Genomic DNA, 22,575 nt, shown 5'->3' with positions numbered 1-22,575 from the left:
GCCATGCGGAATAAGTCCGTACCAGGGGACGCGGCATCTCGAACGTCGGCCGTGCGCGGCCTTTTTGAAGGAAAATCAATGGTCCGCAGCGCCGCACGGCACACCTTGGCACAGGGCCTCATGACAGAACAAGGGATTCGAGGTTTTTGGCATTGCCCGGCGGGGCAAGGGGAATTGACGCAAAGTCAGGGTGCGGACATTTGCCGGTTGCCGCCGGGCGACGGCCGAATTGCGTCCCGGTATGCGGTCCGACCGCGGCGCCCTCGGCGGCCGGTCCGTGCGGCGGCGGCTTCGCGCCGCACGGACCTGACCGGCCGTCAGTGGCCGCTGATGGCGTGCGGCGCGTAGGGCCGCTCCAGTTCCTCGATCTCCTTGTCGGTCAGCTCCAGTTCCACGGCGGCGACCGCGTCCTGAAGGTGCTGCGGCTTGGCCGCGCCGACGATCGGCGCGGTGACCGTGGCCCGGTGCAGCAGCCAGGCAAGGGCGATACGGGCCCGCGGCACCTCCCGTTCGGCGGCGATCCGGCCGACGGCCTCGACGATCGAGCGGTCGCTGTCCAGGTAGAGCCGGCTGCCGAAGGCGTCGTTGGCGCTGCGCTCGGTGACGGCGCCCCAGTCGCGGGTGAGCCGGCCGCGGGCGAGCGGGCTCCAGGGCAGCACGCCCACGCCCTGGTCCGCGCAGAGCGGAAGCATCTCCCGTTCCTCCTCGCGGTAGATCAGGTTGTAGTGGTTCTGCATGGACACGAACCGGGTCCAGCCGTGCCGGTCCGCCGTGTACTGGGCCTTGGAGAACTCCCACGCGTACATCGAACTGGCCCCGATGTAGCGCACCTTGCCCGCCTTGACCAGGTCGTGCAGCGCCTCCATGGTCTCCTCGACGGGCGTGTCGTGGTCGTAGCGGTGGATCTGGTACAGGTCGACGTAGTCGGTGCCGAGGCGGGTGAGGCTGTGGTCGATCTCCGACATGATCGCCTTGCGGGACAGCCCGCCCCCGTTGGGTCCTGGCCGCATCCGGCCGTGCACCTTGGTGGCCAGCACGATCTCGTCGCGCCGGGCGAAGTCGCGCAGCGCCCTGCCGACGATCTCCTCGCTGGTGCCGTCGGAGTAGACGTTCGCGGTGTCGAAGAAGTTGATGCCCGACTCCAGCGCCTGCCGGATCAGCGGGCGGGCGGCCTCCTCGCCGAGGGTCCACTCGTGGACGCCGCGGTCCGGCTCCCCGTAGGTCATGCAGCCCAGACAGATCCGCGACACGTCCAGGCCCGTCGAACCGAGCTTCACGTACTGCATCGTTGCTGCTCCTGCCTTCGGGACGGTTACCTCCTCGGAGCGTACGTGGTCGCCGACCCCCCGATTTGACGGCGGCGGGGCGCGCGGGCTTTCATCGTGATCACGTGTCCGGCGCCCCGCGCGGGCACGCAGAGGTGCGCCCAGCCGGTGACGGAACGTTCTCGTTCCAGTCCGGCCGAAGTCGCCAGGACCGCCCCGCGGGTCCGAGGCGGGGCCGTACCCGCGATGGATGGAGCGGTCATGCCCGCGAAGGGTGCACTCCGCGTCGCGGGTTGCGCGACGAGCGTCGGCGCGCGGCTCGTGGCCACGGTCGTCACGGCGGCCCTGCTGCTGGCCGGCTGCGGATCCTCGGCGGACTCCGAGAAGGCCCGGCCCGATTCCGGCCGTGCGTCGTCCGGGGTACGGCTTCCGCCGCGGCACGCCGGCTTCGACTACCAGCTCGGCGGCGCCTATCCGCCGCCGGCCGGGGTCCGCGTCGTCAGCCGTGACCGCACGGACCCGCCCGCGCCCGGCCTGTACAACATCTGCTACGTGAACGCCTTCCAGGCCCAGCCGGACGAGGCCGGCGCATGGCCCGCGGACCTGCTGCTGCGGGACGCCCGCGGCAAGGTCGTCGTGGACGAGGACTGGGACGAGCCGCTGCTCGACATCGGCACCGCGGCCAAGCGGGAACGGGTGGCCGAGCGGGTGGGCCGCTGGATCGACGGCTGCGCGGACCGGGGGTTCGACGCGGTCGAGCCGGACAACTACGACAGCTACACCCGGTCCGGGAAGCTGCTGACCGCCGAGGACGCGACCGCGTTCATCGCCCTGCTGTCCCGGCGCGCGCACGCCCGGAACGTGGCCATCGCGCAGAAGAACACCCTGGAGCTGGCCGACCAGCGACGGCGGGCCGGCCTCGACTTCGCGGTGGTGGAGGAGTGCGCCGAGTGGGACGAGTGCGGCGCGTACGCCGACGCCTTCGACGACCGCGTCCTCGTCGTCGAGTACACGGACGACGGACTGCGCAAGGCCCTCGCCGGCTTCGGCGACCGCCTCAGCATCGTCCGCCGTGACCTGGCGGTGTCGACTCCGGGCAGCGACGGCTACGTGCGCAAGGTCCGCTGACCCGGGCCCTGCCCGGAGCACGGCCGCGCGGCTGGGACGACGCCCGCGGCGATCCCGGCCGCGCACACGACGAGCTGGAGGAAGGGCTTCTCGTCCGGTTCGGTCATCCGGGCACCCTACGTCGCCGCGGGTCAGGCCGGCTGTTCGGTGACCGTGATGGCGCCGACCGGGCAGGCGCGGGCGGCGTCGCGGACCAGGGGGTCGCCGCCGCCGTCCTGCCGCCCGGGCAGCAGCGTGCTGTAGCCGTCGTCGTCCTGGGTGAAGACGTTCGGGGCGGTCAGCGCGCACTGACCCGCGCCGATGCAGACGTCCCTGTCGATCTCGATGTGCATGGCACAAGCCTCTTACCAGGTCACGGGGAGTTCCAGCATCCCCTGGATCGTGTCGCCGGGTTTGAACGGGATCTCGTCCGCCGGCGCGGCGAGCCGGAGCGTGGGCAGCCGTTCGAACAGGGCGGCGAGGGCGATCTCCAGCTCGGTGCGGGCGAGGTTCTGGCCGAGGCACTGGTGGATGCCGAAGCCGAAGGCGACGTGGTGGCGGGCCGGGCGGTGCCAGTCGAGCATGTCCGGTCCGGGGTAGGCGTCCGCGTCGCGGTTGATCACCGAGGTGGAGAAGACCACGCCGTCGCCGGCCCGGATGGTGGTGCCGGCCACCTCGATGTCCTCGGTGGCGAGCCGCAGCAGCCCGTCCGCGATGGACAGCATCCGCAGCAGTTCCTCGACCGCGGCGGGCAGCAGGGAGGGGTCGGCGCGCAGTTCGGCGAGCCGTTCGGGGTGCTGGAGCAGCGTGTAGGTGCCCAGCGAGATCATGTTGGCGGTGGTCTCGTGGCCGGCGACCAGCAGGATGATCGCGATTGCGACCAGTTCCTTCCGGCCCGGGGTGCCCTCGCGTGCCTGCTGTTCGACCAGTTCGTCCAGCAGGCCCTCGCCGGGCTCCTCGCGCTTGCGGTCGATCAGGTCGCCGAGGTAGTCCTCCAGCCGGTCCCGGGCGTCCTGGGCGTCGTCGGCCGTGGGGCCGCGCAGCAGCCGCCGGGACTGCTCCTCGAAGAACTCGTGGTCGGCGTAGGGGACGCCGAGCAGCGCGCAGATCACCATGGAGGGCACGGGCAGCGCGAACGCGCCGACCAGTTCGGCGGGCGGACCCTGGGCGATCATCCGGTCCAGCAGGTCGTCGACGATGCGCTGGATGCTCGGCTTGAGCGCGGTGGCCCGCTTGAGGGTGAAGCTGGGGATCATCATCCGGCGCTGGTCCCGGTGCTCGGGGTCGTCGACGCCGACGAGGGCCGTCGTGCGGTCGCGGATGCCGGCGAACCGGGGTGTCGTGATGGGGAAGCCGGCACGGGTGCGATCGCTGGACAGACGGGGATCGGCCAGCAGGTCGCGGGCGAGCGCGTGCCCGGTCACGAGCCAGGCGGGGCGCCCGTCGTAGAGGGTGACGCGGGCCAGCGGCCGGGAGGCGCGCAGCGGGTCGTAGGCGGCGGGCGGCTGGTAGGGGCAGGTCCGGTCCTGTGGAAAGGCGACGGGCTCCGACAATTCCGTCATGGAAGACCTCACAGACGAAGAGTGCTTCGGCCGATCTTCATTAGATGCCCGAGGCACCTAACGTGCGACGCAAAGTTCGGCCAGATCGGTTACCTGCGGAATCTGGCCGGGAAGCGACTCTTCCGTTTCGTGGTTCGATGGCCCTCACGGGGGTGCCGGCCATCCGGAATCGGCCATTCCACGATAGTCCATCGCCTGCGGCGCGATCCGGATGAAATCCGCGGTCACCGGTGTTGAAGGGCGGTGTCAGTGAGCCTGTGACGCGACGAGGAGAACGAGCAGCATGCCTCTTGAGGGTGAGTACGAGCCGAGTCCTACCGCGTGGGTCCGGGAGCAGGTCGAGTTGTACGAGAGTTCCGGTGGCACCGAGGGGACGACGCTGCTGGACACCGGGCTGCCCGTCATCCTGCTGACCACGCGGGGCGTCCGCAGCGGCAAGATCCGCAAGACGCCGCTGATGCGGGTCGAGCACGGGGGGCGGTACGCCGTGGTGGCCTCGCAGGGCGGTGCGCCCAAGCACCCGGTCTGGTACTTCAACATCACCGCCGATCCGCGGGTGGAGTTGCAGGACGGGCCGCGCAAGCAGGACATGACGGCCCGGGAGGTCACCGGCGCGGAGAAGGCCGAGTGGTGGGAGCGGGCGGTGGCCGCGTATCCGCCGTACGCCGAGTACCAGGAGAAGACGTCCCGCGAGATCCCGGTCTTCGTGCTCGAACCGGTCGCCGGGAGCTGAATCCGGCCGGGCGTCGAAGCCATCCGGAAATTCCCCCGCCGCACGGCATGAACGGGCCCGGACCCGGGCACGTGAGCCTGAGGCCCCGCCGCGCTCCCCCGTCGCGGCGGGGCTCCCCCGTCCCCACCGCCGCCCTGCGCGCCACCCGACGCAACGCCCCGCCACACGGCCCACCCGGCGCTCACCCCACGACGACCGATGGCCGTGCGGGCGGTGCGCACCGCGCCGGATGGCCGACCAACGGCGGGCGATGACCACGATGCGCGAGCGGGCGGTGCGCACCGCGTCGGGTAGCCGACCAACGGCGGGCGCCGCCCATGATGCACAAGCGCGCGGTGCACGCCGCGCCGGGTGGCCAACGGACGGCCGCGCGCGGGCGGTGCGCCGCGTGGTCGCCCGGCGCCGGGCGATGGTCGTGATGTGCGGTGCGTCGGGCGCGAAGGCGGCGGGCGCTGCCACGGACCGCACACCACTCGGCCACATCCGCCACACCGCAAGCCCGCACACCCCCGACGACATGGCGCGTTCACAGGGGCCGACCCCGGCACCCGGGCATCGGTCCCGCCCCGCTCCCCCGCAGCGGCGGGACTGCGCCGCCGCCCCTCCCCCGACTCGGCCCACCGGCCACGCCCGAGCAACCCTGTCCCGGGTCGATGAACCCGGCGGCCTCCTGCGCGACCACCGGCGGTGCGCGGCGCGCGTGAGCGGGATTTCGGGGGTCGGAGAGTGTACGTGGGGTGGGGGGCGTGGGCAGTAATCCACATCACGGCGATCTTGGGGGATAGATCATTTAGGCTCTGGGCAACCTCGTACTGCTTCCGGTCTCAACTTACGGGCCAGAAGGCCGAGTTCGAGGGCGCGGACGGCCGAGGCGGCCGCCCGCTCGCAGGGGCGGGGGGCTCTGCGTTCCGTCTCCCGAAAGGAACCGCATGCCGCAGGACGTCACCTTCGACCTGCCCTTCGAGACCCCCGTCAGCCCGCATCTGGAGTACGCGCGCTCACGCCATCTGCGCTGGGTCTGGGACATGGGCCTGGTCCGCAGCCAGGCCGGGTTCGCGGAGTACCGGTCCTGGGACCTGCCGCAGGCAGCCGCACGCACCTATCCGCACGCCTCGGCCGACGACATGGTCGTCCTGATGAACTGGTTCTCGCTGGCCTTCCTCTTCGACGACCAGTTCGACACCGGCCGGCCGGACCGTGCCGACCGGATCGCGGAGGTGGCGCGCGAGCTGATCGTCACGCCGCTGCGCCCGGCCGGCACCCGGCCCCGGGTGGTCTGCCCGATCACCGTGGCCTGGGCGGAGGTCTGGCGCCATCTCTCGGATGGCATGTCCCTGACCTGGCAATCCCGGTTCGCCGCCTCCTGGGGACGGTTTCTGGTGGCGCACTGCGAGGAGGTCGACCTGGCGGCCCGCGGACTGGCCGGAACGCTGACGCTCGACGAGTACACGGCCTTCCGGCGCCGCACGGTGGGCATCCACCACAGCATCGACGCGGGCGAGCGCAGCCGCCGCTTCGAGGTGCCGGCCGAGGTGCAGGCCCATCCGGTGATGGAGCGGATGCGCGATCTGGCCGCCGACACCATCGGGTTCATGAACGACATCCACTCCTTCGAGCGCGAGCGGCGCCGCGGCGACGGCCACAACCTGATATGCGTCCTGCAACGGGAGCGGGGCGGCTCCTGGCAGGACGCGGCCGACGAGGCGTACCGGATGACCACCGAGTGCCTGCAGGAGTACGTCGCCCTGGAGGCACGTGTGCCGCGGATGTGCGACGACCTCGGCCTTGACGAGGCGGCGCGGCAGCGGGTGCGGATGGGCGTGGAGGCCATCCAGCACTGGATCAACGGCAACTACGAGTGGGCGCTGACCACCGGCCGCTACGCGGCGGCCAAGGAGGGGCCGGCGGTGAACGCCGAACTGGCCGGGCGCGGCTCGGTGGACGATCTGCTCGCCGTGTGAGGGCGACGCCACGGGGCCGCCGTCCGAAAAGGACGGCGGCCCCGCACGCGTCTCAGACGGCGAACTCCACCGGCAGGCTGTCCAGCCGGGACTCCCAGGTGGAGGCCGTCGAGGTCAACTCCTCCGCCGGCACGGCCAGCCGCAGCCCGGGCAGCCGGTGCAGCAGCACGTCGACGGCCGTCTCGATGATGCCCTGGCCGAGGTTCTGCCCCGGGCACTCGTGCGGCCCGGCGCTGAACGCCAGATGCGACTGGTTGCCGACGACCGAGACGGCCGGGTCCGGGCGGATCTGCGGATCCGCGTTGCCCGCCGCGAGGCCGAGCACCAGCAGGTCGCCCTCCTTGACCGGGCAGCCGCCGAGTTCCAGGTCGGAGGTGGCGAACCGGCCCGGCAGCACGGCCAACGGCGGGTGGTTCCACATGACTTCCTCCACCACGGAGGACATGTTCAGCTGCCCGCTGACCAGTTCGGAGCGCCGCTCGGGGTAGGTGAGGACGAGTTGCAGGGCCCGCGCCAGCAGATTGCTGGTCATGGTGTGGCCGGTGATCAGCACCAGGCGCAGATGGTTGACGAGTTCGTCCTCGTCCAGGTCGGCGGGGTGGTCGATGAGCCCGGAGGCGAAGTCGGAACCGGGTTCGGCGCGTTTGCGGGCCGCCAGTTCGGCGAGGACGCCCATGATCTTCTCGTTGTGCGCGAGGGCGTCCTCACCGCCCTTGAGGATCTGGTTGCTGGACTCGGCGAGACTGCGCCCCTCCCGCTCGGCCAGCCCGAGCACCCGGGTGAGGACCAGCATCGGCAGATAGTCGGCGAAGTCCGTCACCAGGTCGGCGCGGCCCGCGTCCGCGAACGCGTCGATCTGCTTGTGCGCGAAGTGTGTGACGTGCCGCCGGATGCCGCGCCCGGAGACGCCGAGGAGGTTGTCGGTGACCGCGCCGCGCAGCCTGCGGTGCGGCTCGCCGTCCTGGGAGACGCAGTCGGGCCGCCAGCCCAGCATCTGGATCAGCGGCGAGGTCTCGGCGACCCGGCCCTCCTGCCAGTCCCGCCAGATCCGTGAATCCCGGCTGAACTGGAGCGGGTTGTCGAGCACCCGCCGGTTCTCCCGGTAGCCGAGCACCAGCCAGGCGGGTATGTCGCCCTCCAGCAGGATCGGGGCGACCGTGCCGTGCTGCTCGCGCAGCCGCGCGTAGATGCCGTGCGGATCCCGCTCCGACTCCGGGCCGTACAGCCGGGTGACGTCCGCGCCGTGGGCGACCGGGCAGCCGCCCGCGGCGCCGGGGCCGTGGGACTCGTCGTTCATCGGGACTCCACTGCGACGGCCGAGCGTTCCTGCAGATGACGGATGAGCGCGAGGAGCACGTCACGGCTGGAGACGCGGTCGCGGGCGTCGCAGACCACGACCGGGGTGTGCGGGGAGATGTCCAGGGCGTCCCGGATCTCCTCGATCGGATGGTCCTTGGAGTCGGGGAAGACGTTGAGGGCGATGACGAACGGCACGTCCTGCCGTTCCATCTCCTCGATCGCCCGGAAGCTGGAGGCCAGCCGGCGGGTGTCCACCAGGACGATCGCCCCCAGCGCGCCCTTGAACAGGCCGTTCCACAGGAACCAGAACCGCTCCTGGCCCGGGGTGCCGAACAGGTACAGCATCAGGCTGTCGTTGAGGCTGATCTTGCCGAAGTCCAGGCTGACGGTGGTCTCGGCCTTGTCGGCGATGCCGATGAGATGGTCGTCGCCGACGCTGGCCTGGGTGAGGGTCTCCTCGGTGGTGAGCGGCTTGATGTCGCTGACGGAGCGGACCATGGTGGTCTTTCCGGTGCCGAACCCGCCGGCGATCATCACCTTGACCGAGCGGGTGCCCCCGGCGGCGGATCGGCCGGATTGGTCAAAGCCTTTCAAGTCCACTGAGTACCTCCTGAAGGAGCGCGAGGTCGGGCCCGCGCCCGGCGTCGTGCGCCGGGATGGGATCACGGGCTTCGACGCGGCCTGCGTCCAGCAGATCCGCCAGCAGCACCGCGAGAATGTTGAAGGGCAATCCGAGATGGGCGCCGAGTTCGGCCACCGACAGCGGATCGCGGCAGCGCCGGACAATCTCCTCGTGCTCGTGCTGCATGCCCGGGGCGGGGGCGGTGCGGGAGACGATGAGGGTCGCCACGTCGAGGCTCGACGCCGACCCGCCCGGCCTGCTGCGTCCCCTGGTCAGGACGTAGTAGCGCTCAAGACCTTGGGGGTCTCCCCCGCCCGAGCGCAGCCGAGGGCTCGGGGGAGGATCTGTGGGCCGGCGGGGAGCACTCATCCAGAGTGCTCCTCCAGGCGCGGAGTGGTGCCGAGCAGCTCGCCCATGCGGCGTGCCAGGTCCCTCATCTGGTGGCCGAGCAGGCCCTGGTCGAGTCCCTCGCGGGCCAGCACGCCCAGGTAGGTCTCGACGCCCGCGCGGACGACGAACAGATGCCCGCCGTCGACCTCGATCATCGCGAGCCGCAACTGGCCCGCGTACTTGGGGAACTGCTCGGCGACCGGCTGGGCGAGGGCCTGGAGGCCCGCCACCACCGCCGCGAAGCGGTCCACGTCGTCGGGGTCCTCGGCGCCGAAGGAAGTGATGGCCTTGCCGTCGCTTGAGGCCACGAGGGCGAAGCGGATCTCCGGGATGCTCTCCACCAGATCGCGGAGCGCCCAGCTCACGTCGGTTCCCTGTTGCGTCATGTGGACTAGTCGCTCTCTTCAGTGCGGTGCTCGGTGGACTCACGGGCGGCGGACGGCGCGGGTGCCGCGGCGGCTTCGGGCGCGGAGCCGGGGGCGGGGGCGGCCTGACCGGACTCGGCGAACGCGTGCGCGTCGGCGGCGGGCGCGGTGCCGTCGCGCTCGCCCTCGACGGATCCGGAGCGGGGCGAGGCCGTGCGGGCGGCCAGGCCGCGGCCCGCGGTGGCGAACGCCGCCAGGCCGGCGAAGGACGCGTCCGGCGGTACGGCGGAGACGGCGCCGGCGTCGCCGCGTCCGGCATCCTGGGACGGCTCCGCCTCGTGCCGCCTGCTCCGGCGCCGTGGCAGTCCGCCGGGCGTGGTGTCCAGGGTGTCGGCGGGTTCGGGCGCGGGCGCGGCGGCGACCGGGCCGTGGGCCGCGGCGGGCGCCGGGGCCGCGGCGGCGGACTGGCCTGCGGGCGGGGCGGTGGCCGGGGCCGCGGGCAGCGGGCTGAAGTACTTGTGCGGGACCACGACGACGACGGAGGTGCCGAGCCAGGGCGAGTCCGCGAAGGTGACGCGGATGCCGTAGCGGCGGGCGAGGATGCCGACGACGCGCAGACCGATGGTGGCGTCCTCGGAGACGCCGCCGAGGCCGGGTCCCGCCGCGGTGCCCGCGAGGGAGTGCTCCGCCTCGCGCTTCTTCTCCTCGCTCAGTCCCTTGCCGGAGTCCTGGATCTCGATGCCGACGCCGTTCGGGACCTCCTTGCCGGAGACCACGACCGGCTCGGTGGGCGGCGAGTACCGGGCCGCGTTGTCCAGCAGATGCGCGAAGATCAGCGTGAGGTGGTCCACCAGACCGCCGTCGACGCCGAGTTCGGGCAGATGGCGGACCTCGACGCGGTGGAAGTCCTTGATCCGGCCGATGCCGCCGCGCACCACGCTCAGCAGGCGCTGCGGTTCCTGCCACTGCCGGCCCGGCCGGTCCGAGCCGCCCAGCACGCCGATGCTCGCGGCGAGCGAGTCCGCGGGGCCGAGCTCCTGGTCCAGCTCCATCAGGCCGCGGGCCACGGCGGGCAGCCGGCCGTGCTCGCCCTGCATCTCGTGCAGCCGCCCGCGGAGCTTGCTGGTCAGTACGTGGATGCGGTTGCCGATGCTGATCACGGCCTGCTCGGCGGAGGTGGAGCGGTTGAACTCCTCCTCGATGCCGATCAGCGAGGTCCGCAGGATCCGCCGCAGATCGGCCTGGAGTTCCGGCGCGACCTCGGTGTCCTGGGCGGCCGGCAGCACGTCGTCGATGGCGTCGCCGGACCGCAGCCGCTTCAGCGCCTCGGGCAGCTGCTCGTCGGCGAGCCGGGCGACCGCGGCCCGCTGGTGCGCGAGTTGTTCCTCCCAGATCTCGGCCCGGTCCGCGAGCTGGGCCTCGTAGGACGTGGCCTGGTCGGTGAGCCGTTCCTCAAAGGCCCGTGCGGCGTCCGCCAGTTGGGCCTCGTGGGCCGCGGCCTGCTCCCCGGCCTGGGCCTCGAAGGCGGCGCTCTGCTCGGTCAGCCGTGTCTCCAGCGAGGCGCGCTCGGCGGCGAACTTCCGCTCCAGCCCGGCGACATGCTGCTGCCACTGCTGCGCGTGCTCGGCCTGCGTGGTGCGGGAGCTGTCCGCGAGGCCGCGCAACTGCCGCTGTGAGCGGATCAGCAGCCGTACGCACACGGATCCGGCGGCGGTCGCGGCGGCGCCGGCGACGGCGACGGTTATGCGCTCCGAGCTCATGAAGGTGGCGGCAACCGTCCCGCCTCCCAAGGCCAGTGGCATCAGCCACCAGCTGTACCAGGCGACAGGGGCCCGCGCCGCCGGTGGCGGAGTGGCGAGTTCCATCTGCATCCTTCGAAAGCGATCACGACTAGGGGGTGCGCGAGGGCCGCACTCATGAGTGGGCACGGCGAGCCGACCGCTCCATGGAACGGTCACGTCAACTCGCGGTGACTTTCTGGAGCTTATCTGGTTCCCACTCGAAAAGATCAACTTCGCCGGGCGGCGGAGGTGCGGATTCCGTCACTCTCCAGGAAGGCCCACCGAATCTCCAAACCTCCTGCCGATCAGGGGACTTGGCGGCAGCGCCCGCCGCCCACCACCCGGACACGGGCCGCCGGCCGGGTGGTCCCGGTGGGCGGGCGGCGACCGGGCGACGGCGGGGTCCGGGTCGCGGGCCGGATGGGTGACGGAATCCTGCCCGCGGGCGGGATGGGTGACGGGGTCCGGACTACGGACCGATGGATGACCGGGGGTCCGGACCGTGGACCGACGGGTGCCACCGGGTCCGGGCCACGGGCCGGATGAATGGCGGGGGTGCCGGGTCACGGGCCCTATGGGTGACGCGGTGCCCGGCCGTGGGCCGGGCGCTTGGCGCAATCCGGACTGCGGGTCGGCGCGGTCCGGGGGACCATGAGTGCTGTGAACACGATGCGCGCAATCAGCCAGGACGTCCTCGGCGGCCCCGACGTGCTCAAGGAGGTACGCCTTGAGCGGCCCGCGCCGCGCCCGAACGAGGTGCTGGTCCGGGTCCGTGCCGCCGGGGTCAACCCCACCGACTGGAAACACCGGGCCACCGGCGGCTTCCTGGGCCGGCCGCCCTTCGTCCTTGGCTGGGACGTCGCGGGCACGGTCGAGGAGACCGGGATCGGCGTGGCCGCGTTCACGCCCGGGGACGAGGTCTTCGGCATGCTGCCCTACCCGTTCGGGCACGGTGCGCACGCCGAGTACGTCGTCGCCCCGGCCCGTGCGCTCACCCGCAAGCCGGCCGGGATCGACCATGTGCAGGCGGGTGCGCTGCCGCTGGTGTCGCTGACCGCGTGGCAGGCGCTGGCCGAGACGGCCGAGCTGGCAGCGGGCCAGCGGGTACTGGTGCACGCGGCGGCCGGCGGGGTCGGCCATGTGGCGGTGCAGATCGCCAAGGCGCGGGGCGCGTATGTGATCGGCACGGCGAGCGCGGGCAAGCACGACTTCCTGCGCAGCATCGGCGTGGACGAGGCGATCGACTACCGCGGCACGGATGTCACTGAGGCCGTGCGCGGCGCCGACGTCGTGCTGGACACCCTCGGGGGCGACACCACCGTCCGGTCGCTGCGGGTGCTGCGTCCCGGCGGGATCGTGGTGTCGATCGCACCGGTCGGCTCGCGGGAGCTGTACGACGAGGCCGCCCGGCTGGGCGTGCGGGCCGTCCGCATGCTGGTGGACGCCGACCGCGCCGGCATGCGGGCGATCGCCGCGCTGGTGACCGAGGGCGCGCTGCGGGCGACGATCGCGCAGACGTTCCCGTTGGCGGAGGCCGCGCGGGCGCACGAGCAGGGAGAGACCGGCCGGACGACCGGAAAGCTGGTCCTTGTGACGGCCTGAACCGCGCAGCATGCACCCAAACCCGAAGACATATGTCAATCGAACATGCTCAAATTCCTTCTATCGAGGGTAACTTGCAGGGCGGGGAACGGATTTCCCGGCACGGGTGGGAGGTGACGTCGTGCGCCCGGAACCGCGGCAGGAACCCGCACCGCTCACCCGGCACCTGCGCGTCCGTCAGGACCGCGGGGCCACGGTGCTGGAGTTCCACGGCGAGATCGACATCGCGGCGGCCACGGAGATAGGACCGTACCTGGACCGGGTGACGGACCGGCCCGGCGCCCGCATCGTGATCGACCTGCGGCACATCGAGTTCTTCGACTGCTCGGGGCTGCGCCTGCTCTACCGGGCCCGCGGCCGGGTGCTGGAGCACGGCGGGCGGCTGCACCTCGTCTGCACCCACCCGCTGACCCTGCGCGTCCTGCGGGTCACCGGCCTGGCCCGGCTGCTGCCCCCGCGGCCGACGCTGGACGCGGCCCTGGACCAGCCCGAGGCCACCTCCGGCTCGTGGTGAGCGCGCGGGGGCGTGCGCCCCCGCGTGCCCCCGGTGAGTCCGCGATTCGGTCAACCGGCCGGTCTGGTAAGGGCGTTCGGCGGGCATCCGGACTGTAGGAAGGGGGACCGCCGACATGACGACTGCCATCGGACGGCTGCCCGGACGCATGCCGGGCTGGGCGAAGGCCCTGACCGCCGTCGTAGCGGTGCTCGCGGTGCTCTTCGCCGGGATCCGGCTGGCCGTGCTGCCGGGCATCAAGGACCTGTTCGGCACCGAGACGCACGACCGCTCAGGACCGGCGCTGCTCAGATCGATCCGGGACATGAGCCGTTACGACGCCGCGTCCGGCACCTTCCAGGTCGTCGTGGACCTGGAGAAGGACGCCAAGTACCTGCCCGACGCGATCCGCGGCACCCGGACCCTGTACGTCGGGACGGGCACCGTGGACGCCTATGTCGACCTCGGCCGGGTGGGCGAGCGGGACGTGGCGGTCGACGGCGACCGCACCTCGGCCACGCTCCGGCTGCCGCACGCCCGGCTGGGCACCGCGGCCCTGGACGCCGACCACTCGTACACCGTCTCCAAGCAGCGCGGTCTGCTCGACCGGCTCGGGGACTTCTTCTCGGACAACCCCAACAGCGAGCACGCCGTCCAGCGGCTCGCCGTGCGGCACATCGGCGAGGCGGCCGAGGGCAGCGGGCTGACCACCCGGGCCGAGACCAACACGACCGCCATGCTCGAAGGACTGCTGCGCTCACTCGGTTTCACGGAGGTGCACGTCTCCTACGGGAGCTGACCGGAGTGCCCGCGACGACAGGAGGACCGATGGCCCGCTCCGCCTCGCACCCGCGTACGGCTAAGGACGCCGGCCGCACGGGACCCGACCGCCCCGCCGAGGGCAACCGCTCCGCCAGGACCGCCAAGCCGCCCACGGCCGCCAAGCCTCCCAAGACGGCCAAGGGCACCAAGGGCGGGCGTACGGCCAGGGCCGGGGCCGCCGCCGCGTCCCGGCGGGCCGGCGGGTTCACGGCACCGCTGCGGAGATTGCGGTCGGCCGTGCGCCGTGGCCCCGCGAAACCGCGCGGCACCGGGAAGGCCCACGGCGCGCCGCGCCGCACCCGCCGGAACGGGCGCGCGGCGTGGCCCGTGCGGGCGTTGGCGATGCTGGTCGCCTTCGCCTGCATGGTGGCGTTCGCCGCCGCGCTCGCCCGGCTCACCCTGGAGCCCTCCCCCGCGTCCGCGGCCCTCACGCACAGCAATCTGCGACCGGGCAGCTCCCTGAGGGCCTATCTGGACCAGCCCGCGCTGCGCGACGCCGTCAAGCAGATCGGCGGGAATCTGCTGCTCGGCGTCCCGTTCGGGGTGCTGGTGCCGGTGCTCGCGCCGCGGGCCCGCGGCATCCGGCAGGTGCTGCTGCTCACGGCGATCGTGATGCTGCTGGTGGAGCTGGCGCAGGGCGCGCTGATCACCGGCCGCGCCTTCGACATCGACGACGTGCTCCTCAACACCGCGGGCGCGCTGCTGGGTCACCTGTTCCTCGGCCGGCGGCTCGGGCGGGCGGTGCACGCGCGCGAGCGGCGCCCATGAGGTGCCGCCACCGGGACGGCGGCACGAGGCCGCCGCAGGGGCACGCGGTCGCCCGACACTGGTCCGTACCAAGGTATTGACGCTCCCTTACCTCACTTCTTAAATCAAGAGGCGTCACCTTCATCCCCCCACCCCGGCCCGGCACGTGCGCGTTCCGGGCCGCCGTATCGAAGGGCGAGCCATGGCCTCCCCACGCCTGCTCCGCAGCTGTCTGTTCGCCGCGCTGTCCGCCGCGCTCGTCGCCTCCGCGGCGGTCGGTCCCGCCCAGGCGGACTCCTCCTCCGCCGCCGGCGTCACCGCCGTGACGTTCTCCGACACCTTCGACGGTCCCGCGGGCGCTGCCGTCGACTCCTCGAAGTGGCAGACGGAGACCGGCGACAACGTCAACAACCACGAGCGGCAGTACTACACGTCGGGCACCAGGAACGCGGCCCTGGACGGCCAGGGCCATCTGGTCATCACCGCCCGGCGCGAGAACCCCGCCAACTACCAGTGCTGGTACGGGACATGCCAGTACACCTCGGCCCGCCTGAACACGTCCGGGAAGTTCACCGCGCAGTACGGGCACGTCGAGGCCCGGATGAAGATCCCGCGGGGGCAGGGCATGTGGCCCGCGTTCTGGATGCTTGGGACACCGGTCAACTGGCCGGACTCCGGTGAGATCGACATCATGGAGAACGTCGGCTTCGAGCCCTCGACCGTGCACGGCACCATCCACGGCCCGGGCTACTCCGGCTCGGGCGGCATCGGAGCGGGCTACACCCTGCCGAACGGGCAGGCGTTCGCGGACGGCTTCCACACCTTCGCCGTCGACTGGGCGCCGGACTCGATCACCTGGTCCGTGGACGGCAATGTCTACCAGCGGCGCACTCCGGCCGACCTCGGCGGCAGGACGTGGGTGTTCAACAAGCCGTTCTTCCTGATCCTGAACCTGGCGGTGGGCGGCTACTGGCCCGGCGACCCGGACGGCTCCACCGTGTTCCCGCAGCAACTGGTGGTGGACTCGGTGTCGGTGACGACCGGCGACACCCCGGCAGGCGTCGCGATCAAGGGCCTGGCGGGCAAGTGCGTGGACGTGGCCGGCGCGAACGCCGCCAACGGCACGGCCGTACAGCTCTACGACTGCAACGGCACCGCCGCCCAGCAGTGGACGGTGGGCTCCGACGGCACGATCCGGGCGCTCGGCAAGTGCCTCGACGTCACCGGCAACGGCACGGCGGACGGTTCGACGGTACAGCTGTGGGACTGCACGGGCGGCCCCAACCAGAAGTGGGCGGTGACCGCCGCGCACGACATCGTGAACCCGCAGGCCGACAAGTGCCTGGACGTCACGGACAACAACTCGGCCAACGGCACCCGGCTGCAGATCTGGACCTGCTCGGGCGGCGCCAACCAGAAATGGACGGTCGGCTGAGCGGGCGGGGCCTCAGTGCGGCGTCCAGGTGAACTTGTCGCCGCCGACCCAGCGGACCACATCCGGGTCGTCCAGGTCATGGACGGTGATGCCGTACGCGGCGGCGACCTCCAGGACGTCGGTCACGGTCCGTGCCGCACCGACCACCTGGCCGTCGACCTCCATGATGCGGAAGGGCGGGTTGCCCGGCCTGCCCCGCATCACCCCGTGGACCAGGATGCGCGGTCTGGAGATGTGCGGGCTCGCTATCTCGGTCATGTCATCGAGCCTAAGTCGCAGATGAGCGATATGGGCGGTACAGGCGACACGCACGATACGTTCGGTTGATCGCCGTGCGCCGCACGACGCCCGTGGGCCGCCGTGCGGCGCCGCCGCGCCTGGGCAACCCTTGAGGTGGAGGTGGCGATGGATCCCGTGGAGGCGCTGGACCGGATCGCCTTCCTGCTGGAGCGGTCCCTGGCACCGACGTACCGCGTGCGTGCCTTCCGTACCGCCGCGCGGGTGCTGGGCGCACTGCCCGCGGCCGAGGTCGCCGAGCGTGCCGCCGCCGGGACCCTTCAGTCGCTCAAGGGCGTCGGCCCGAAGACCGCCCAGGTGGTGCGGGAGGCGCTGGCCGGCGAGGTGCCCGGCTATCTGCGCGCCCTGCGGGACGAGGCCGGCGCTCCCCTCACCGAGGGCGGCCGGCTGTTGCGGCAGTTGCAGCGCGGCGACTGCCATCTGCACTCCGACTGGTCGGACGGCGGCAGCACGATCGAGGAGATGGGGCGCACGGCGGCGCGGCTCGGGCACGAGTGGGCGGTGCTCACCGACCATTCGCCCCGGCTGACCGTGGCCCGCGGGCTGTCGCCCGAACGGCTGCGGGAGCAGCTGGCCGCGGTGGCCGCGCTGAACGCGGCCTGGGCCCCGTTCCGGCTGCTCACCGGCATCGAGTGCGACATCCTTGAGGACGGTTCGCTGGACCAGGAGCCGGAGCTGCTGGAGCTGCTGGACGTGGTGGTGGTGTCCGTGCACTCCAAGCTGCGGATGGACGCCGGTGCGATGACCCGCCGTATGGTCGCCGCCGTGCGCAGTCCGCACGCCGACGTGCTCGGCCACTGCACCGGGCGGCTGCGGGGCGAGCGGGGCCGGCCGGAGTCCCGGTTCGACGCGGACGCGGTGTTCGCCGCGTGCGCCGAGTCGGGCACCGCCGTGGAGATCAACAGCCGCCCGGAGCGGCTGGACCCGCCCCGGCGGCTGCTGCGCGCGGCCGTCGAGGCGGGCGTGCTGTTCTCGATCGACACCGACGCGCACGCCCCCGGCCAGCTCGACTGGCAGATCCTCGGCTGCGCGCGGGCCGAGGAGTGCGGGGTGCCCGCCGAGCGGGTGGTGACCACCTGGTCCGCCGCGCAGTTGCTGGACTGGACCCGGGAGGGCCGGATCCCGGGGCGCGGGGCGCGGCGTTCTTCGACGGGGTGACGCGGATCACGGTGGCGGGCGGCCTCAGCCCGGAACACCGGGGGGTCGTTGCCCGTTGAACAGTCCGTGGGTGCGGACGGGACAGTGTTGTCCCCGGGCCTCATCTTCCGCCCACAGGGACGATCGTTCGGCTGAAGCCCTGTGGAGCCTTTCGCCGAGAGGCGACCGCCGTGCGCGCCCACCCTATGGCCGCCCCGGCCGTGATTCCCCCGTCGCGGTCGGGGCTTCCCCTTGCCCTGGGCCGCGCCCGGGCCGTCGGCCGTCAGTCGGAGGGCTCCTCGGGTACCGGGTGGTCGGGGTGCACCGTCGCCGAGAACGGCGTGTCACCGCGTCCCGTACCGGCCTCGTCGGTGTCGGGGACGTCGGGAACATCGCCGCTGTCGTCGGTGTCGTCCGCCGGGTTCCGCGGTGTGGCCTCCCACCGGTCGTGCCCGGCGCCGGCCTGCTGGTCCGGCAGGTCACGGGGGACGGGCGCCCCGTCCTCGGCGGGCCCGCCACGGCGCTGTCCGGCCATGATGCGCTCCCCTCACATGCGATCGAACACGCAGCGGGTACCACCCGACACGCCCCCGAAACGCACAGCAAGCAGACACCAGGGCACGGGGCCGACGGGCGGGGGCGGGACGCGGGTCGGCGGCACCGGGTCAGCGGGGGGTGCGCTCCTCCAGGGCTGCGCGCCAGGGGGGTGGGCGGTCTTCGGGTGCGGGACGTGCGCGGTGTCCGCCGCGGCTGAAGAAGTCCGCGAGCGGCAGGACCGCGGCGCCCACGGTGACCGCGTCGGGACCGAGCCGGCCCAGGTCGATCGTCACCTTCTCGGCCGGATGGCGCAGCGCGTACGTGGTCGCGTGCCGGCGGACGGCGGGCAGGAAGCGGGAACCGAGTTGCAGCCCGGCCCAGCCGCCGATCAGGATGCGTTCGGGCTGGAAGAGGTTGATCAGGTCGGACAGGCCGGCGCCCAGATACTCCGCGGTCTCCTCCAGGACGGCGAGCGCCACCGGGTCGGCGGCGCCGCCGTCGGCCGGATAGGCGGCGGCCAGCATCGCCGTGAGCGCGGTCTCCTCGTCGGTGTCCGCGGGCGGGCGCCCGCCCTCCTCGCGCCAGCGGGAGAGCAGGGACTCCGCGCCCGCGTACGCCTCCAGGCAGCCGAGCGCGCCGCAGCGGCAGCGCCGCCCGCGGACCCGCACCGTCAGATGCCCCCACTCGACGGCCCTGCCGTGCTCCGCCTCCGGGGTGACGAGGCAGGCGCCCACGCCGGAACCGAAGAGGACCACGACCGCGTTGCGGGCGCCGCGACCGGCACCGAACCACATCTCGGCCTGGCCCAGGGTCTTGGCGCCGTTGTCGATGAAGTACGGCACGGTGTCGGGGAGCGGGGAGCCGGAGCGCAGCAGTGCCTCCAGCGGTACGGCGTCCCAGCCGATCGTCTGGCCGTGCACGACGGCACCCCGGTCAGCGGTGCGCTCGACGATGCCGGGGACACCGACGCCGACGCCGAGCAGTCGGTCCGGCTCCGCCGCGGCGGCCAGCACCTCGGCGACGCCGCCCTGGATGTGGCCGACGATGACGTCGACGTCGTAGCGCTGCTGGGCCAGCGGGCGTTCCACCCGGGCGAGTTCGGTGAGGGCCAGGTCGAACAGCTCGACCCGGACCCGGGTCTCGCCGACGTCGACGCCGATCATGAGTCCGCTGTGCGGGGCGACGCGCAGCAGGGTGCGCGGCCGGCCGCCGTCGGAGTCGACGCTGCCGGCCTCCTCGACCAGGCCGTCGGCGATCAGGTCGGCGACGACGTTGCTGACCGAGCCGGAGCTGAGGCCGGTCGCCGGGCCCAGCTCGAACCGGCTGAGGGGTCCGTCGAAGTAGAGCCGTTGCAGCACGGCGGCCCGGTTGCCCCGTCTGAGGTCGCGTACCGTGCGCCCGTTCCGACCCGCCATACGGCTCCTTCGGCTGCTTCGGCTCTTCCATACCTGGCCCGACCTGCAACATACCTCCGCGCACCGGCCCGGCGCGAGATTCTTCCAACCCTTAGTTCACGCTGTGAGCTAAGAGCCGGGCACCAGCTCGGCGATCTCGTCCAGCGCCGCGACGAGTTCCGGGCCGACCCGCTCGCGCACCCAGCGGTCGTGTTCCGCGTCCGCCGCCCGCGGCACGGTCTCGGTCAGCATGATCAGGTAGAGGTAGCTGCGGTAGAGGGCGAGCCGCAGACAGGCCGCGGTGTCGAACACGGCACGGCCCCCGGCCTCCCGGTAGCCGGCGAGGAACGCCGCTTCCTTTCTGATGTCCCCGAGCAGGGCCAGGGAGACGAAGTCGGCCAGCGGATCGCCCCAGAACATCCGCTCGCCGTCGATCAGTCCGCCGATCCGGGCCGGTCCCGCCGAGCGGTCCACCAGGACGTTGCCCTGCCACAGGTCGAAGTGGACCGGGCGGGCCACGGTGACCTCGTCCAGCGCGTCGTAGGCGGCCCGTGCCGCACCCGCCACCTCCTCGACGGGCCGGGGCAGCCGGGCCCGGTAGCGGCGGGCGTCGTCGAGGACGGCGTCGAACATCGTGGTGAACGCGGTCCGCCAGTCGGCGGCGAGCGGGCCGAGCGCGCCGGACGGGTAGCCGTACCCACCGGGCCCGGTCACCCGGTGCAGCCGGGCCACCTGGCGGCCCAACTCCGTGCGCAACGAGGTCCGTTCACGCTCGCTCAGGGAGCCGTCCCAGGGCTCGCCGGGGCAGGCGGTCAGCAGCAGCCGCGGCCCGTCGGCACCGGCGCCGAGGGCCACGGCGCGCGGCGCCGGCACCCCGGCGGCCTCGGCGGCGCGGCAGAACGCGGCCTCGGCGTCCAGGAGCCGGACCTCGTAGCGCAGCCCGGGGGCGGTCGGCGCGACCTTCAGCACATAGCGTTCGCCGTCGGCGAGCCGAAGTTCCTCCACGGTGTTGTAGGTGCCGCCGCCGAGCGGGCGCACCGCGGCGAGCCGGTCCGGCGCGATGCCCGCGTCGGCCAGTACCTGCCGGGCCCGCGCCCAGGAGTCCTCCATCGTGTGCCGCCCCTCCCCTGTCACGTCCCCACCGCCGCGTCGGGCGACGGCCCCGCTCCAGGGTACGGACCGGCGGTGGGGGCGGGCGGTCAGCCCGGCAGCAGGCGCCGCGCCGCGCCGTCGGGGAGCTTCGCCCACCAGTGGTCGTAGCGGCCGTAGGCGCGCGGGTCGCGGGCGGCCAGCAGCGCGCCGAGCGAGCCGGCCTCGGCGGCGAGGCCGTCCCAGACGGCGGACGGCAGGTCCGCGAAGGCCGTGGCCTCGATGCCGCCGTCGACGGCGCGCCACACGCCGGCCACCCGGCCGTCGACCAGCAGCGTGGGCAGCACATCGCCGTTGACGCGGATCACCAGCCGCCGGTACGCGGGCGGGATGATCCGGCTGCGGTCCGCGTAGGCGAGCAGGATGCTGTCCCACATGCCCAGCAGGCGGGGCGGGGCTGGGGTGTCCGCGGGCGGGCGCGGGGCTCCGGGTACGTCGAACAGGACGGTGCCGCCGGGCCCGGCCAGCCGCTCGACCGAGCCGTCGAGGGCGGTCAACGCCCCGCGTACGAGGGAGCGTTGCACCATGGAGAACTGCGCGATGTCCGCCACCGACGCCGGCCCGAATCCGGCCAGACAGCGCAGCACCAGGGTCTGGAGCGCGGCCGGCACCGCGTCCCGGGTGGTGGGCGGCGGGCCCATGGGCGCGGCGACGAACGAGGACCGGTGGCCGAACGACCACGGTCCGCCGGTGGCCACGTGCAGCAGCGGTGCGTACGCCTTCAGCCCCCACCAGGCGCCGACCGCCTTCTGCGGGCCGAGCCGCCGCTCCAGCCACGCCTTCAACTCGTCTGTTGTGCGCGTCCGTTCGGTGAACTCCAGCAGTTGGGGCACCAGGTCGTGCGCGTCCGCGGGGGTGAGCCCGGCCGCCGCGAAACGGTAGCCGAGACGGGAGGCGTACAGCGTCTGCTGCATCGCCTCGCGGAACACCCGGTGGTCGTCGGCGTGCACCGTGTGCAGCGTGATGCGCATCAAGGTGGCCTTGACCAGGGCGCGGGCGGCGAAGGCGGCGTCCAGGTCGGCGGGGTCGAAGCCGCCGATCCGGTTCCACAGCGCGACATAGGGGGAGGCGGGGTGCTGTGCCTGGAGGGCGACCACCCGGCGGACGGCGTCGTCGACGCCGAGCGGTTCCCTGCCCAGCAGCAGTTGCCGGGACAGGGTGGCCCGGTTGAGTTCGCGCTCGGTGATCTCCATGACCGGGGATTGTGTCCTGACCGCCGCCGCGACCGCCACCCGTGGCGGGCGGGCCGTGCGCCGCGCGTGCCCGCGCCGGGGCGGTGCGCCGGAAATCCGCTGGCTCGCCCGCGTCGTGGCTGCCTAGGCTGCCCGCAGACCTGGAGCCCTCGGCTCTCCGGCTCCGGGTTCCGTACCACAGGAAGGACCCGCCATGAGATCGCTCACCGAACAGGACATCCGCGCCTCGTTTGTCAACTGCTCGAAGGGCGAGGCGAGGCGGCTGGCGGTCCCCCGTGATCTCGGCGAACGGCCGTGGGACGATCTGGACTTCCTCGGCTGGCGCGATCCCGGGGCGCCCGACCGCAGCTATCTCGTGGCCGAGCGGGAGGGCCGGCCGGTCGGTGTCGCACTGCGCTTCCCGGCCGCGCAGCACGGTTTTCTGCACCGGAGCATGTGCTCGGTGTGCCTGACGACCCACGGCGGGGGCGGTGTCTCGCTGATGACGGCCCGCAAGGCGGGGGCGGCGGGCCGCGAGGGCAACTCGGTCGGCGTGTACATGTGCACCGACCTGGCGTGTTCGCTGTACGTGCGGGGCAGGAAGGTGCCCGAGTCCGGCCGGCGCTTCGAGGAAAGCCTCACCGAGGACGAACAGATCGCCCGCACGACGGCCAACCTGCTCGCCTTCCTCGACAAGCTCCACGC

The 22,575-nt window shown here is 72.8% G+C and carries 24 protein-coding genes; 10 read left to right on the top strand and 14 right to left on the bottom strand.

The features are described from left to right. Window positions 1-317 precede the first annotated feature (317 nt). The gene (locus AC27LF_RS26720) at window positions 318-1,286 is read right to left on the bottom strand and encodes an aldo/keto reductase (protein WP_479661013.1); all 969 of its coding nucleotides are present in this window, start codon (window positions 1,284-1,286) and stop codon (window positions 318-320) included. A gap of 240 nt (window positions 1,287-1,526) precedes the next feature. On the opposite strand from AC27LF_RS26720, the gene AC27LF_RS26715 reads away from it, so the two are divergent. Further along, entirely contained in the window at window positions 1,527-2,393 is an 867-nt protein-coding gene (locus AC27LF_RS26715; protein ID WP_479661014.1) for an endo alpha-1,4 polygalactosaminidase, read from the top strand. Here AC27LF_RS26715 and AC27LF_RS26710 read toward each other — a convergent pair. Genes AC27LF_RS26710 through AC27LF_RS26700 form a run of 3 tightly spaced genes read right to left on the bottom strand, consistent with a single transcriptional unit; the run spans window position 2,372 to window position 3,934 of the window. Next, window positions 2,372-2,500: a hypothetical protein gene (locus AC27LF_RS26710; protein WP_479661015.1), complete on the bottom strand. Its 129-nt coding sequence runs from the start codon at window positions 2,498-2,500 to the stop codon at window positions 2,372-2,374. The genes AC27LF_RS26715 and AC27LF_RS26710 overlap by 22 nt on opposite strands. Window positions 2,501-2,524: 24 nt before the next feature. Then, complete coding sequence (locus AC27LF_RS26705) at window positions 2,525-2,725, bottom strand: ferredoxin (RefSeq protein ID WP_479661016.1); 201 nt, start codon at window positions 2,723-2,725, stop codon at window positions 2,525-2,527. A gap of 12 nt (window positions 2,726-2,737) precedes the next feature. Then, entirely contained in the window at window positions 2,738-3,934 is a 1,197-nt protein-coding gene (locus tag AC27LF_RS26700) for a cytochrome P450 (RefSeq protein WP_479661017.1), read from the bottom strand. Window positions 3,935-4,217: 283 nt separating this feature from the next. Between AC27LF_RS26700 and AC27LF_RS26695 the strand changes: the two genes are divergently transcribed. Next, on the top strand, window positions 4,218-4,667 hold the full coding sequence (locus AC27LF_RS26695) for a nitroreductase family deazaflavin-dependent oxidoreductase (protein ID WP_479661018.1): 450 nt from the start codon (window positions 4,218-4,220) through the stop codon (window positions 4,665-4,667). 929 nt (window positions 4,668-5,596) lie between these two features. Next, complete coding sequence (locus tag AC27LF_RS26690; protein WP_479661019.1) at window positions 5,597-6,628, top strand: 7-epi-alpha-eudesmol synthase; 1,032 nt, start codon at window positions 5,597-5,599, stop codon at window positions 6,626-6,628. Window positions 6,629-6,680: 52 nt separating this feature from the next. Here AC27LF_RS26690 and AC27LF_RS26685 read toward each other — a convergent pair whose 3' ends face one another. Genes AC27LF_RS26685 through AC27LF_RS26665 form a run of 5 tightly spaced genes read right to left on the bottom strand, consistent with a single transcriptional unit; the run spans window position 6,681 to window position 11,169 of the window. Continuing rightward, window positions 6,681-7,925 carry a cytochrome P450 gene (locus tag AC27LF_RS26685; RefSeq protein ID WP_479661020.1) on the bottom strand — a complete coding sequence of 415 codons (1,245 nt, stop codon included), beginning with the start codon at window positions 7,923-7,925 and terminating at the stop codon, window positions 6,681-6,683. Continuing rightward, a complete protein-coding gene (locus AC27LF_RS26680; protein ID WP_479661021.1) occupies window positions 7,922-8,527 on the bottom strand; it encodes a GTP-binding protein in 606 nt (201 codons plus the stop codon). The genes AC27LF_RS26685 and AC27LF_RS26680 overlap by 4 nt, the downstream gene beginning before the upstream one ends. Continuing rightward, window positions 8,508-8,918 (bottom strand): DUF742 domain-containing protein, encoded by a 411-nt coding sequence (locus AC27LF_RS26675; protein ID WP_479661022.1) that lies wholly within the window; start codon window positions 8,916-8,918, stop codon window positions 8,508-8,510. Before AC27LF_RS26675 ends, AC27LF_RS26680 begins: the two co-directional genes overlap by 20 nt. Then, window positions 8,915-9,325 carry a roadblock/LC7 domain-containing protein gene (locus AC27LF_RS26670; RefSeq protein ID WP_030043913.1) on the bottom strand — a complete coding sequence of 137 codons (411 nt, stop codon included), beginning with the start codon at window positions 9,323-9,325 and terminating at the stop codon, window positions 8,915-8,917. The genes AC27LF_RS26675 and AC27LF_RS26670 overlap by 4 nt, the downstream gene beginning before the upstream one ends. A gap of 5 nt (window positions 9,326-9,330) precedes the next feature. Next, the gene (locus tag AC27LF_RS26665; protein WP_479661023.1) at window positions 9,331-11,169 is read right to left on the bottom strand and encodes a sensor histidine kinase; all 1,839 of its coding nucleotides are present in this window, start codon (window positions 11,167-11,169) and stop codon (window positions 9,331-9,333) included. 567 nt (window positions 11,170-11,736) lie between these two features. On the opposite strand from AC27LF_RS26665, the gene AC27LF_RS26660 reads away from it, so the two are divergent. The 5 genes from AC27LF_RS26660 to AC27LF_RS26640 all read left to right on the top strand — a co-directional run bounded on the left by AC27LF_RS26660 (window position 11,737) and on the right by AC27LF_RS26640 (window position 16,184). Beyond that, window positions 11,737-12,687 (top strand): NADP-dependent oxidoreductase, encoded by a 951-nt coding sequence (locus AC27LF_RS26660; protein WP_479661024.1) that lies wholly within the window; start codon window positions 11,737-11,739, stop codon window positions 12,685-12,687. Window positions 12,688-12,808: 121 nt separating this feature from the next. Further along, window positions 12,809-13,201: an anti-sigma factor antagonist gene (locus AC27LF_RS26655; protein WP_479661025.1), complete on the top strand. Its 393-nt coding sequence runs from the start codon at window positions 12,809-12,811 to the stop codon at window positions 13,199-13,201. 115 nt (window positions 13,202-13,316) lie between these two features. Then, window positions 13,317-13,979, top strand: coding sequence for a DUF4230 domain-containing protein (locus AC27LF_RS26650; RefSeq protein WP_479661026.1), 663 nt, complete (start codon window positions 13,317-13,319; stop codon window positions 13,977-13,979). A gap of 29 nt (window positions 13,980-14,008) precedes the next feature. Continuing rightward, the gene (locus AC27LF_RS26645) at window positions 14,009-14,770 is read left to right on the top strand and encodes a VanZ family protein (RefSeq protein ID WP_479661027.1); all 762 of its coding nucleotides are present in this window, start codon (window positions 14,009-14,011) and stop codon (window positions 14,768-14,770) included. Between the two features lie 181 nt (window positions 14,771-14,951). Continuing rightward, window positions 14,952-16,184: a ricin-type beta-trefoil lectin domain protein gene (locus AC27LF_RS26640; protein WP_479661028.1), complete on the top strand. Its 1,233-nt coding sequence runs from the start codon at window positions 14,952-14,954 to the stop codon at window positions 16,182-16,184. Window positions 16,185-16,196: 12 nt separating this feature from the next. Here the strand turns inward: AC27LF_RS26640 and AC27LF_RS26635 are convergent, their stop codons facing one another. Beyond that, window positions 16,197-16,442: a hypothetical protein gene (locus AC27LF_RS26635; RefSeq protein ID WP_351734954.1), complete on the bottom strand. Its 246-nt coding sequence runs from the start codon at window positions 16,440-16,442 to the stop codon at window positions 16,197-16,199. 147 nt (window positions 16,443-16,589) lie between these two features. On the opposite strand from AC27LF_RS26635, the gene AC27LF_RS26630 reads away from it, so the two are divergent. After that, window positions 16,590-17,639, top strand: coding sequence for a PHP domain-containing protein (locus AC27LF_RS26630; RefSeq protein WP_479661029.1), 1,050 nt, complete (start codon window positions 16,590-16,592; stop codon window positions 17,637-17,639). A gap of 262 nt (window positions 17,640-17,901) precedes the next feature. On the opposite strand, the gene AC27LF_RS26625 is transcribed toward AC27LF_RS26630, so the two are convergent. From AC27LF_RS26625 to AC27LF_RS26610, 4 genes are all read right to left on the bottom strand, one after another. Then, complete coding sequence (locus AC27LF_RS26625; protein ID WP_479661030.1) at window positions 17,902-18,153, bottom strand: hypothetical protein; 252 nt, start codon at window positions 18,151-18,153, stop codon at window positions 17,902-17,904. 130 nt (window positions 18,154-18,283) lie between these two features. Continuing rightward, window positions 18,284-19,570 (bottom strand): ROK family protein, encoded by a 1,287-nt coding sequence (locus tag AC27LF_RS26620; protein ID WP_479661031.1) that lies wholly within the window; start codon window positions 19,568-19,570, stop codon window positions 18,284-18,286. A 108-nt stretch (window positions 19,571-19,678) separates the two neighbouring features. Further along, entirely contained in the window at window positions 19,679-20,659 is a 981-nt protein-coding gene (locus AC27LF_RS26615; RefSeq protein ID WP_479661032.1) for a phosphotransferase family protein, read from the bottom strand. A gap of 89 nt (window positions 20,660-20,748) precedes the next feature. Further along, window positions 20,749-21,891 (bottom strand): winged helix DNA-binding domain-containing protein, encoded by a 1,143-nt coding sequence (locus AC27LF_RS26610; protein ID WP_479661033.1) that lies wholly within the window; start codon window positions 21,889-21,891, stop codon window positions 20,749-20,751. Between the two features lie 193 nt (window positions 21,892-22,084). Here AC27LF_RS26610 and AC27LF_RS26605 point away from each other — a divergent pair. Continuing rightward, window positions 22,085-22,575: FBP domain-containing protein (locus tag AC27LF_RS26605; protein ID WP_479664822.1), on the top strand; the 491-nt coding region annotated here is incomplete at its 3' end.

It is taken from the genome of Streptomyces diversicolor (assembly GCF_057537855.1).
The sequence above is the reverse complement of the archived record's forward strand: the minus strand, read 5'-3'. Positions and strand labels throughout refer to the sequence as shown.